We start from the raw sequence: 13508 nt of genomic DNA, 5'->3' as shown, positions 1-13508 counted from the left end.
AGGTGTCATCACCCTCAAAACGTAGTTGTAACTGAGGCTGGCTATCTCTTCACCTTTAGGTACTGGTTGTCCTGTTATGTCCGGTGATTGGTGGATAGCGCTCGACATAAGCCCCATCGACTAATTGCAGAATTCGCCATACCCGCCCGTTAAACCGCCAAAACTCAGGCACTCCCATACTCGCATAGAGTGTATTTTTATTGAGATCCGTATGGGTAATATCCACTTCCACGACTAAATCCGGGGCAGGATCGACATTCAAATTAACCGGGCGATCGGCAACTAAGGCATAATTCTGGATATAGTACCCATTGTCGGGTTCGGCGCTCTTGAGTAGGTCTTCGCGATCGAGCGTAGTCGATCCCATCGTCTTGATTTTCATGCCCATCTCCACCACAAGGACTTGAATCAAGCGTTCGATCAAGCGAGCAGAGCGTTAGTGTCCTTCGAGGGACTGGGTAATTTCTAACACTCCGTTATCGTAGGTAAAGCGGGCGCGGGTGCGATCCGCCAGCAAACTTTGAATTTGCTTGAAGGCCTGCCAATCGAGGTCGCGAAAGGTGAGGCGCTTTTCTCCGACAAGTTGAGGTGGCGGCTCTAACAACATCAAAATTACCGCAATTTGAGATCGGATCGGATGTACGGTTGAAACCGCTTCTACACAAACGATGTCCGCCTCCGGGGACTAAGGATCGCGAATTAAATAACTTACAATTTTAATTATTGTGGGATGGGCGTCCCGCCCGTCCAGAAAGGGCGGGCGTCCCGCCCACCCCACTTTCAAGAGTGTAAATTATTTAATTTCTATTCCTAAGAGAGGATAACGTAATTTTAACCGCCACTCTTCAACTCCTCGCTCGATCGCGTGCAAGCTTGTATAGACGCGGTTTGGAACCGTCTTCTGAACCTTATTATAAGATATTTCTTCAACAAGTCTTGTAGTGCAGGCATCCTGAGTGCGATCGATTTTGGTGCTACTCGTTCTGCTCTTCAACCGGCGTCCGGCGGGTTTTGTTTGTATAGACGCGGTTTCAACCGCCCGGTTTCAACCGCCCGGTTTCAACCGCTGAGTTTCTCCCCAGTACCCCGAGTGAAAAAAAATAAGACTTAGGGGAACAAGCCTGCTACTGTTAGTGTCAAACGCAAGTATAATTATTTAACGTTTCGACTACCCTATTTAATTGCTGCCTCAGTCGCCACCGCCCCTATGCCATCAACAGTCAATACAGAATCAACAGCGGTTCAATTTAACCAACAGGGAGAAATATACTTATCCCAACGGAAATTAGCAGAAGCGATCGCCTCCTGCGAGCAAGCTTTAAAGATTGACCCCAATTTTGCACCGGCTTACAAAACTTTGGGCAATGCGCTGCAAGCTCAAGGCAGAATGGAAGAGGCGCGGCACTGGTACGCTAAAGCTATTGAAATTGCACCGAATTTTGCGGAAGTATACGCGAATTTAGGCAGCATTGGCGCGCAGCAGGAAAAATGGTCGGAGGCGATCGAGTTTTACCAAAAGGCGATCGCGCTTAAGCCTAATTTCGCCGGAGTATACCGGAATTTAGCCAAAGTATTCGGACAAATTGGCAAAGCGGCAGAAGCTCAAGAATGCTGGTATCGCGCATTCTGTTTGGAACCGGAAAAAGCATCTCCGGCAGAACATTTAAGTATGGGTGATGCTTTCTTTCGGCAAGAAAAGTTCCCGGAGGCGATCGGCTGTTACGATCGCGCCATAAAATTAAATCCTAATCTACCTCAAGCTTACCAAAACTTAGGCGAAGCGCTGAAAAAAGAAGGCAAGTTACAGGAAGCGACAGTATATTATCGTAAAGCTATTGAACTGAACGCAGCTAATGCTAGAAACGGCAGCGAGGGAGAGCAAACTTTGGCGGGTGCAACTGCAACTAACGGTGCAGCAGTTAAACCGCAACCCGCAGCACCCCCAGCCAAGCCGGTAGTCAAGCCACCAGTACAGCAAGCAGTTAATTCTACAATTAGTATAGAAGATCCAGAAGCATACAAAATACTCGCAGAAGGCTATTTTGCTCAGGGAAAATTGGAACAGGCAATTTCTGCTTGCAAAAAAGCTTTACAAATTAAGCCGGAAGCGCCACTTTATAAAATGCTCGGCAACGCCCTGCAAGCAGGTGGCAAAATTGATGAAGCTAAAAGTTGCTATGTCAAAGCAATCGAAATTAACCCGAATTTTGCCGAAGCCTACGCTAATTATGGCAGCATTTGCGCGCAGCAAGAACAGTGGCAGCAAGCGGTTTCTGCTTACGAAAAGGCGATCGCCATAAAACCGGATTTTGCCGGTGCTTTACGAAATTTTGGGAAACTTTTGGCGCAGTTAGGCAAGTCGGAGGCGGCAGCCGAAGCCTGGTATCGAGCATTTGCGATCGATCCGAAGTCGGGCACGGCTGAGGATTTGGAAAATTTAGCCAAAACTTTGATCGAGCAAGGTAAGGTAGAGCAAGGAATTGACTGTTACCGACGCGCGGTTGAGTTAAACCCAAATGCTGGCGCAGCTTATCACGAATTGGGCGAACTTCTGAAGGGTCAAGAACAGTGGGAAGCGGCAGTAGATGCTTACACCAATGCAATTAAAACTAATCCCGAACTTTCTTGGTCGCACAACAATTTAGCTGAGTCGCTGGTTAAGTTGGAACGGTGGGAAGAAGCTATAAATGCTTATCGCAAGGCGATCGAATTAAATCCAGATTTTAGCTGGTCTCACAACAATTTAGCAGATGTGCTGCTGAAGTTGGAACGCTGGGAAGAAGCTGTAAATGCTTACACTAAAGCAACAGAATTAAATCCAGATTTCAGTTGGTCGCACAACTATTTAGCAGATGCGCTGATTAAGCTGGAACGCTGGGAAGAGGCTATTTCTGCTTACCAAAGGTCGATCGAACTAAATCCCGATCATTTCTGGGCCCACAACAATTTAGCAGAAGCGCTGGTGAATTTGGAACGCTGGGATGAGGCGGTGGTTGCGTACCGGCGCGCTAACGAACTGAATCCGAGTTTCTTCTGGTCTCATAGCAAGTTGGGCGATGCGCTGCTAGAAATGGAAAGATGGGATGAGGCGATCGCAGTTTACCGTCGCGCGGCGGAGTTGAATCGCGATTTTCCGTGGACTTATTACAACATGGGGACGGCTTTTGAGAAGTTGGAACGGTGGGATGAGTCGATCGTTGCTTATCGCTGTGCGGTGGAAATTCAGCCGGATTTGCCGTGGATTTCGCAGAAGTTGGCTGATGCTTTGAGGATGCGATCGCAGTGGGATTTGCAGGATGCGATGCGTTTGTACCAGCGCGCGATTCAGGAAAATGCTGATGACTTGCAGTTGTATCACAAGGCGCTGGAGATTGCACCGAATGATGCTGACCTTTATGTTGGGTTGGCTGATGCTTTGGTGCGGCATGGTTGGGTTGATGGGGCGATCGTCTTCTATCAGATGGCGTTGCAGGTTCGGCCGGGCGATCGGGCTATTTCAGGGATGCTAGATGAAGTCTTAAAAAAAAAGGGGGTAGTTAGGGCTGCGGGAGGCGATCGCGCTATTAACGGACATTCGGGAAGTGCGATCGAAGATACCCCAGGAGTAGCTGCGGAGTACCACGAATTAGGTGAGTCTCTGCAACAAGAAGGTAAATTTACCGAAGCTATTGCCGCCTACCGCAAAGCAATTGCCATTAATCCTAATTACTTTGGAACTCACCACAATTTAGGAGATGTTCTGAAATGGATGGGGAAAATTGATGAGTCCATTAAAAGCTATCAGAAATCTACACAAGTAAATCCAACTTTTGTTTGGTCGCACCACAACTTAGCAGATTTATATCAACAAGAAGGTCGTCTAGATGACGCTGTGGTGGCTTATCGGAAAGCGATCGCTCTCGATCCTGAATTTGGTTGGTCGTACCACAATTTAGCAAAAACTTTAGCTAAACAAAACAAGCTTTCCGAAGCTCTAGAAGCTTATCAAACAGCGAGTAAACTCGATCCGAAACTTTTTGGTTTGGATTATCAAAACCTACGAGATTCGCTATTCCTCGGTCAAGATCCTGCATACACCAAGTGGCGCGCTAAGCACAGTCCCAGAGAATCTGACTTGCGTAAAATGGCGGAAACACTAGAAATATTTAGCTACAAGCCACTGATTAGCATTGTGATGCCAGCGTACAATACGCCAGAAAATTATCTCAGGGAAGCTCTAGACTCAGTTATCAATCAAATATATCCGTACTGGGAACTGTGCATTGCTGACGACTTATCAACTGCGCCTCATGTCAAGCGGATTTTGCAGGAGTACGCAGCTAAAGATAGTCGCATAAAAGTAGTTTATCGAACCAAAAACGGTCACATTTCTCACTGTTCCAATTCTGCTTTGGAGTTGGCGACGGGTGAATTTATATCTCTGCTAGACCACGATGATACGCTGACACCAGAGGCATTGTATGAAGTGGTGCTGCTGCTGAACCGCCACCCGGAAGCGGACATGATTTATTCGGATGAAGATAAAATTTACGAAGACAAGGAACTAATCAATCCTTTTTTCAAGGCAGAATGGAGTCCCGATTCATTCCTGTCTCGGATGTACACCTGCCATTTGGGAACTTACAGGAAAAACTTAATTGATGAAATCGGCGGTTTTAGAGCAGGTTTTGAGGGAGCTCAAGATTACGATTTGGTTCTGAGGTTTACCGAAAAAACTGACAAGATATTTCACATCCCTAAAATTCTTTACCACTGGAGAATGCACGCGGGTTCGGCTGCTGGCGGTGTAGATGCAAAACCCTATGCCTATGATGCAGGGCAAAAAGCTTTGCAAGAGGCGATCGAGCGCAGGGGCGAACCGGGTAAAATTGAAGGCGTCCCCTACTTTTTGGGACACTTTATTGCACGCTATACAATAGCTGATTACAAGCGGGTGAGCATCATTATTCCCACGCGGGATTTAGGCGATGTCTTGGACAATTGCTTGGAGTCCATCTTTACTAATAGCGTCTACCCCAACTACGAAGTTATCGTCATCGACAACGGCAGTCAAGAGAAACACACGGCGGAAATTTTGGCTAAATGGAGGAATCAAGAATCAGCGAGGTTTAAAAGTTACCGCCTCGATATTCCGTTCAATTTCTCGAAGATTAACAACTACGCTGCTAGCAAGGCGGAGGGAGATTATTTGCTGTTTTTGAATAACGATACAGAGGTAATTACTCCCGACTGGATTGACGGGATGGTGGAACAAGCTCAGAGAAGCTCGATCGGGGCTGTGGGTAATTTGCTGATATATTCAGATAACAAAATCCAGCACGCGGGAGTGGTGATGGGGCTAGGCGGCGGAGTTGCCGGTCACAGTTATTATCATATGCCGCGATCTATTCCTGGCTATTTCGGAAATGTGGTAGGCATGAATAATGTTTCAGCGGTAACTGCTGCGTGTTTGATGTGTCGCCGCGAAGTATTTGAAAGTGTTGGGGGGTTTGACGAAGAGCTAACAGTGGCATACAATGATGTGGATTTGTGTTTGAAGATGTTAGAAAAGGGCTGTCGCAATATTTACTTACCTCATGTAGTTCTCTATCACCACGAATCTAAAAGTCGCGGTTATGAGGATTCGCCAGAAAAGAAAGCTCGGCTGAATAAGGAATCGAAGCTGATGGAAAGTAGGTGGCAAAAATATATTGACAATGACCCTTATTACAGTCCCCATTTAACTAGAGCGTGTCAAGACAGCGGTATTAGATTGGAGGACGAGAATTGGCGGCCAACTAATTAGGAACGAACATCCCCATGAGGGGTAGGCACGGGGGTACTACCCCTACAAATCAACAACCTGTAGGGGCGGTGCCCCGTGCCCGCCCTGGATGCCGGGGGAATCGCAAGGATTGTAACTTAGACAGAAGACCGATACAATTCATCAGACGGCACCAATGTCAACAACCTGTAGGGGCGGGTTCGCCGATAGCTTCAAGTGATACCCAAAGACTAAAAAACCCGCCCCCACCCGGCGCTTATAAAGCCTATCTCGACCAAACTAAAAAAATGAAATCTACGGTACAAAATTATGAATAACTCATTACAAGTCCACGAAGAAACTGCTTCTAATTATTTTCACAAAGGCAACCTCCTCAAACAGTCTGATAAATTACAGGAAGCCGCCGCCGCGTACCAGCGCTGTACGGAACTCAGCCCGGATTTTTCCTGGTATCACCACAACTTAGGTGAAATTTTGGCGAAATTGGAGCAGCGGGATGGGGCTGAGAAAAGTTACCGCAGGGCTTGTGAACTCAACCCGAATTCGGCTTGGTCTTGGCACAATTTAGGGGAGGTTTTGGAACAGCAGGGCAATATCAATGAGGCCGTGGCTGCGTACCGCAAAGCTGTGGAATTATACCCTGATTTCTATGAGTTTCATAATAGTTTGGGTAAGGGTTTGTGCTTGCAAGGTCAATTGGATGAATCTGTAAGTTGTTTGCGAAGAGCGATCGAGCTTGACTCGGAATCGGCTTTACCTTACCAAAATTTGTGGGAGGCTTTGGCAAGGCAGGGACGGGTTGATGAAGGGATTGAGTGCTTGCAAAGGGCGATCGAGCTAAATCCAGGCGAGGGAGATTTGTACCTGAAGTTGGCAGAGGCTTTGCAAGGTAAGAATGAGTTTGCAGAAGCTGTTGGTTATTACCGAAAGGCGATGCAGTTGAAGCCTGATTTCCATTGGCTTTACTATAAATTGGGAACGGCTTTATCGGCACAGGGTCAATTGGAGGAGGCGATCGCATCTTACCGGAAGGCGGCTGAGTTGGAACCGGGTTCGGCGATCGTCCATCACTATTTGGGGCATACTTTGTCGATCGTGCAGCGGTGGGAAGAGGCGATCGTATCTTACGGTAAAGCGCTTGAGCTTGTACCGGATGCAGCGGTGATTTACCAGCATTTGGGCGATGCGTTGACAAGGCTGCAAAAGTGGGAGCAGGCTGTGGGAGCTTATCGTAAGTCGGTTGAGTGCGATCGGAATTCGTTAGAGGCTCAGGATCATTTGGGGTTTGCTCTGTATCAGTTGGGGCGTTACGATGAGGCGATTTCTGCCTATCGCAGAGCGCTGGAAATTGCTCCTAATTCGGATGTAGTGAACTGTCATTTAGGTGATGCTTTGCGAGGACGAGCTCGCCTTCAACCGCTTCAGAAAGAGGTTGAGCTGGATTTGGATGAGGCGGTAAAGTGTTATGGCAGGGCGATCGAATTGAATCCAAGTAATTTGGAAGCAGCTCAAAAGGCTGTGGAAATGAAGTCAGACGACTCGCAGCTTGATTTGCAGCTAGGTAAGGCTTTGGCAGAACAAGGGCAGTTAGATGGGGCGATCGCTCAGTACCGCCGTGTTCTTGATCGAAATTCTGACTCTTGGGAGGCGGAGCATTATTTAGGCGAAGCTTTGGCCAAACAAGGGCGGTGGGATGAGGCGATCGATGCTTACCGCAGGGCGATCGAGATTCGGCCTGAGTCTTCTTTGTGTTACTGCGGTTTAGGCAATGTTTTGATGAGCAAGGGTGCGGTAGAGGAGGCGATCGGGGCTTATCGTTCGGCGATCGAACTGAACCCAGACTTTTCTGAGTCGCACAACAAGTTAGGGGATGCCTTAGCAAAACTTGGGCGCATAGATGAAGCTAGTGGTTGTTACCGTCGCGCTTTAGAATTACGAGCGAAAGTTTCTTGATTGCCAAATAACTTGTGCCAGCCACTAAAAAATTGCTTCGATCGGGGCGCTACTTTTGGGCTACCCCGATATTTCTCTTTTATCCGCCATCTATTTTTAAATAAAAAATAATAAGTTTATTTATAACCCAATACGGTTTACTTAACACTTTTTTGGGAAGTTCATCTGACGATTTTATAGGCAGTACAGGAGTTTTTTGCAAGTCAGATCCTTCTTAAGTCAACTGTATTGATTTATAACCAAAAATTTAGAAAAATTAGCGGTTTTTTAATAATAGAAGAGTTGGTAAACAGCTAAATTAGAATCAAACAAATGCAAGAAGATCAGATGAAGCCTTAAGATTACCCAGCCTTACTCTGACTACCTTGCCGAAACTTCCCTAACGATTTTGACAAGTTCCTCATAAATAACCGACCAATCACAATCATAATTCCTACCAGGTAAATCCACTATATAATTTCTATGAACCCATCTTGGAGGTATAATGTTTTCCCGAATAAGTGATGATTCTAGATGGTCTTTAACCCAATCCATATCGTAATAATCAGTATGTGAATGAGTGACACCAGGTTTAGTAGCTATCCATATTAACCTTGACATTCCAGAACCTAAAGGAGCAGAGTATACATCTATAGCATGGGCTAAAACTACCTTTTCCCCAGTAGTTCCACCAATACCGCAATATGTCTTAATGTTGGGCGGAAGGAGCGCGATAATTTGATTCATAATATCCAGATCTTTGGCAATCATTAACTCAGAGTGAAAGTCTTCTACTTCCAGACGAGACCACCCATCAAAAACTACTCCCAAATTAGGAAAATCCTCAGCCAATTTTTTGATAATATTAGCATTTCCCTCAACCTGAGATGCCCAAGTTCTACTACTTCTAATTTGAATGGACAACAGAGGAAAATTTTGTTTAGCCATTTTTACTTCTTCTAAAAACTCTCGATTCTCAGAAGATTTTTCCAATGAAAATTGAGTAACGCGATCTGCTAAATTTTGACTAATAAATAAGTCATTTACTTGAACCGCAAAATAGTTATTATCTATAATAGTTTGAAATAGCTCTTCATTATTAGCTAATTTAGTAATTTTATGGCTAGGTATTTCAGGAAAAACGCTACTAATATTAAAAAATTCTTTATTTCCGACTAAAAACTTTTCGATTTTATCTAAAATATCGTTTGATTGAAGATAGAGAATACCTGATAAATCATTCCAGTAATAGTGACCAATACTTTTATTAAATCCTAGATCGAATACAATTTTTTTAGGAATTTCTGTTTGTATATAAAATTTAACTTTTTGATAACTGCTGACTAGAGAAGATTTTAAAATATTGATGATTTTAGTGATTTCATTAGAAAGTAACCAGTCAGGAGAAAATTTTATAATTAGCGATTTTCGGGGTACATAAATACACATTTTACCCCTACAAATATTACCAATTACTAAGTAAAATATTTCCTTCCCAACAAAGCGGTAAGCGTGCATCAAGAGTGAATTTCCATAATTAATATAAAAAGATTGATTAGATCTCAAGATTTCACCACTAAAAGGGCATAATGAATAAATATAGCCAGTTTCTACTATCGCTTTACTACAAGCATGATTTTTAGAAAATTCCCATAATTCAGAGACCGTTTCGACGTATTTTCGAGAAAGTTTTACTTTGGATGTAGGGTGGAAACTATTAATATAAATTTCTTGTAAATTAATATCGTCTTTTTTTGTGATTTGTAGATTATCTAATGATATACCATTATCAGTGAATAATTTTCGATCTAAATCGGTTAAATTATTTAGATCGATAATTGTATAGTTACTATTTTTATCAAAATAAGCTTGAGCTTCAGCTTTTGTGGGAAGTGATTCATAAATATCATCACTTTCTCCTAATTGATTTAATTTTTTCCACAGTCCTTCATAATTTTCTTCTACTGCTTCTGGGAATTTGTCTTGATTAGTCTGATTGTCAACTTCTTGGTTATGACTAAATTGTGGGGCTTTTTGGAAACAACCGATCGCCTGATCCATTAAATCTTTTTCTGCCAAATACCGACTAAAATCATAATAAACCATCGCATAATGAGGATCGCCCTTCAATACATAATCAAAACAAGCAATTATTTGAGATAAACGACCTTGTTTAGCTAAATTTACTCCCAAGTCAGGGTTGATTTTAATGGCATTATAATAAGCAATATTAGCTTCATTTAAATTTTCTATTTTGTATAACAATTCCGCTAGATTATAATAAGAAGTTGAAGCTTTGGGGTTAATTTCAATCGCGGCTTGAAAACACTTTATCGCCTCATCATATCGAGATAGCTTGGTAAAAGTTTCCCCTAAATTATGGTAGCACCAATGGAATGAGGGGTTTTGTTTAATAGCCATTTGGTAAAAATCGATTGCTTCTAGGAACTTTCCTTGTTGCTTCAGTTGGTTAGCAGTTTGAAAATAGTTTATAGTCATTATTATGCTAGCATATGATGGGTAGCGAACAGTACAGAACGTCACGACTGCTGATGATTCTCAACAATATAATAACAGATAGCCAACAATTTCTAGCTTGGTGAATAATAATTAAGCAAAAAATATTTTATTAGCAGTTTATCGCTCCCCATGTCAAGGAGTATGACTGCGGTTAGAGATATTCAGCCCTTGACCCCTACTCAAAAATATTTAGCCCTACTTGAGTAGTGATGCTGTGCCACAATCAGGTAAAATATATAAGCCAGTGCTGGGAAGCAGAGCGCTACTCAGTGTCAACTGATATTTTATTTTACATAAATAATAATCTTCGATGTAAGGATGAGAGGGCTATGAGCGAATTCCACAAGGACAAGCAACTGCAAGAGGAAGGCAAGCTAGAAGAAGCTATCGCTGCTTGCGAGCAGGCACTAGAGCTCAATAGCAACGATTCCTGGACACACCACCACATGGGGGAAGCCCTATCCAAACTGGGTCGATTCGATAAAGCCGTCACTGCCTACCGCCATGCAATAGAGTTCAAACCAGATTTCTCTTGGTCTTACCACCACTTAGGGGATGTTCTAGCCCAACAAGAACAGTGGGAAGAATCGGCCATAGCCTTCGGCAAGGCAATTAAACTCAATCCCGAACATTTTGGGACTTACGTCGGGCTAGGCAATAGTTTAGCAAAATTGGGTAAACTGGATGAAGCGATCGTCGCTTACCGCCGTGCAACTGAGTTGAACCCTGAGGCTGATTGGATTTATCATACCCTTGCAAATGCAGTGCGACAGCGAACTCAGTCGGATTTAGCAGAAGCGATCGCTTCCTATCGCCAAATTATAGAACTCAATCCAAACAACGTAAAAGCTTATCAAAATCTTTTGGAGGTTCAACCTGACAACTGGGAAGCCTGCTTGCAGTTAGGAAATATTTTGGTAGAACAGAGAAAACTCGATGAGGCGCTCGCGGTTTATCGTCGTCTAGTGGCATTATCACCTCTGGAGAAACATTATCAGCAGTTAGGGGAACTTCTAGGGAAATTGAGTCACTGGGACGAGGCGATAGCCACATATCGTCGGATCTTAGAACTAAACCCCGAAGCCTATGAATATCACTATCAGCTAGGCGAAGCTATCTATCAACGGGTAAATCAGAACCCACAAACTTTTTTTAATGATTACAATCTAGGTAAATTACCCCACATAAAATACCAAATATTTGATCCAAATTTACCGGAAGTCTGCCTCATTAATGACGAAAAATTCTTACAAGCAACCGATCACCTAGATGACGCAACCTATTCAGTCGAGCTTTACAGAGTTTATCTGAGACGTTCTCTTTCTGAAGCAGAAAAGCAAGGTTGTATTGATTGGCTACAAATTCCGGGTAACAGTCGGGTATTGGGTCTGAATGCTTGGCGAACTAAAGCATTTCCCGAGTTTCATCAACTATTGGAAATCTCAATTATCTCAGTGTGTTTGGAACAAGCTACTGCTTGTTATCGGCGCGCGGTCGAGCTATGTCCAAGCCATTATCAATCTTATTACCGTTTAGCAAATATCTTAATTGAACAGGAGAACTCTCAAGCTGCGCTCTCAGTTTACCATCAATTAAGCTTGCGTTTAGCAGAAGTAGGCAGACTGGATGAAGCAGTAGCCTGCTTCCAAAAAGTTCCGCAAATTATACCGCTCGATCGGCAAGAAGTTTACGAATCTCTATGGAAGGGGTTCAATCAATTAGGGACAATCGACCAGCAGTATTCCTACTATCCAACCGATCTGCAATCATCAGAGATTGAACAATACTTTGTTCGTAAAAGTAAATATACTGTTATGAATATTTGGAATTTAAGCGAGGACGAGCGAGGATTTTTAGAAAAAAATAACATTTATTTAGCTAATATTCACTTGATAGCCCAAGATCAGATAGCATTAGAAGAAATATATATTAATAACTTTAGACAAGATAATCAACCCAAGGAGTTGGTCAAGCTATATCCAAAAACTGAATATAGTAAATTTGTGACTCATCAGCATTTGAATCAAATTAATGCTTATCAGCAAAGTATAGTCGAAACAGGTTATATTTATTCAATATGTCCAGTCAGTGGCAAAATCATTAGATCGAATCAATCTTTTTATGATACTGGTTGGCTGCCAATCATAAGTTATAGATTTGTATGTTATGAGACTTATTATCTGACAGTAGGACACTTTTGGGGGCCGAAACTATTTATTTATTTTCCCCGATTAGAATTAATTATTCATCTTTCTCATCCTCACGCCGAGTGGCAAGCCAAAGATGTTATTAATCGGCTCAAGGCTAATATGGTTAGTTATTGGCAAGACACACTTAACTATATATCAACGCCTACTAAAAAGGTAGCAGCAATTTTGGGGACAATTCCTAATATAGGACACTATTTTTGGAATGAGGTTACAGGAATTTACTATTTACATGAGAATGAGATATTATCTAAATTGGATCTAATATTAATAGAACCTCATGAATATTTTAATTTGGGGGATATTTTTCCAGAAGTCTTTGATAAAATGAGGCGCATTGCAGACAAGAAAAGTGTTTTTAAGACAATTCTTGGAGAGAATTACTCTGCGTTAAGAGCTACCAATGTAGTTGTCAAAGAAAATTTAGCAAGCAGAGTATATACTGGTTCAGTAAAAAAGTGTTCTCAATCTGTACTCGAAGAAATAGAACAAACAAGAAAAAAGCATTTTCCCCTGTTGTGGTTCGGAATCCGCACCCACAACAAGTCATGGGTATCCCAGGTAGAAGGAATCGTAAATATTATCAAAAGTTTGGCAACAAATTTTCCGAATCTAGGAGTTGTCATTGACGGTTGGTCTCGGATAGAAAGCGAAGATCCTTATGGAGAATCTATGATAGCCAAAGATCGAGTTACTCTAAAAAAAATATTAGATATTATCCCCTCTAGTATCGGTATATACAGTACAATTGGTTCTATGATCTATGAAAAAGTTGCTTGGGCTCATGCTATTGATTTATATGTCATACCACTTGGCTCTGGAAGTACCGTGGTTTCCTGGATAGCCAACAAACCCGGTGTGATGCACGCAAACAGCACGATCAATCAGGGTTTCCGAGAACAAGTTACTAACGGTCGAGAAAATTCTGTACCGCCAGTATTTATAGCTGTGGAAAATGTTGTAGATATTGCAGACCCGCAGGTTCCGCCTTATAACCTATCGTATGATATGGATTGGAAAGTGATTTACACTGAAGTTATCAAAATTATCAACGGATTAGAGTTACCAAATTTGTAAGTTATATA

The 13508-nt window shown here is 42.7% G+C and carries 7 protein-coding genes; 3 read left to right on the top strand and 4 right to left on the bottom strand.

The features are described 5' to 3' along the window. Positions 1-55: 55 nt before the first annotated feature. From JGK36_RS10565 to JGK36_RS10555, 3 genes are all read right to left on the bottom strand, one after another. Positions 56-424, bottom strand: a complete 369-nt coding sequence (locus JGK36_RS10565) for a Uma2 family endonuclease (protein WP_293178849.1) — start codon at positions 422-424, stop codon at positions 56-58. Positions 425-436: 12 nt separating this feature from the next. Then, complete coding sequence (locus tag JGK36_RS10560; RefSeq protein WP_293178852.1) at positions 437-607, bottom strand: hypothetical protein; 171 nt, start codon at positions 605-607, stop codon at positions 437-439. A 186-nt stretch (positions 608-793) separates the two neighbouring features. After that, positions 794-994: a hypothetical protein gene (locus JGK36_RS10555; protein ID WP_293196804.1), complete on the bottom strand. Its 201-nt coding sequence runs from the start codon at positions 992-994 to the stop codon at positions 794-796. A 213-nt stretch (positions 995-1207) separates the two neighbouring features. Between JGK36_RS10555 and JGK36_RS10550 the strand changes: the two genes are divergently transcribed. Together JGK36_RS10550 and JGK36_RS10545 are read left to right on the top strand one after the other, a co-directional pair. After that, positions 1208-5785 (top strand): tetratricopeptide repeat protein, encoded by a 4578-nt coding sequence (locus JGK36_RS10550; protein WP_293196803.1) that lies wholly within the window; start codon positions 1208-1210, stop codon positions 5783-5785. Positions 5786-6073: 288 nt separating this feature from the next. After that, a complete protein-coding gene (locus JGK36_RS10545) occupies positions 6074-7717 on the top strand; it encodes a tetratricopeptide repeat protein (protein ID WP_293196802.1) in 1644 nt (547 codons plus the stop codon). A gap of 360 nt (positions 7718-8077) precedes the next feature. Here the strand turns inward: JGK36_RS10545 and JGK36_RS10540 are convergent, their stop codons facing one another. Then, positions 8078-10195, bottom strand: a complete 2118-nt coding sequence (locus JGK36_RS10540) for a tetratricopeptide repeat protein (RefSeq protein WP_293178861.1) — start codon at positions 10193-10195, stop codon at positions 8078-8080. 350 nt (positions 10196-10545) lie between these two features. Between JGK36_RS10540 and JGK36_RS10535 the strand changes: the two genes are divergently transcribed. Continuing rightward, entirely contained in the window at positions 10546-13500 is a 2955-nt protein-coding gene (locus JGK36_RS10535; protein WP_293178864.1) for a tetratricopeptide repeat protein, read from the top strand. Positions 13501-13508 lie beyond the last annotated feature (8 nt).

The sequence above is a fragment of the Microcoleus sp. PH2017_35_SFW_U_B genome, assembly GCF_020737865.1.
Taxonomy (GTDB): Bacteria; Cyanobacteriota; Cyanobacteriia; order Cyanobacteriales; family Microcoleaceae; genus Microcoleus.
Note: the sequence above shows the minus strand (reverse complement) of the source record. Positions and strands in the feature narration are given on the sequence as shown.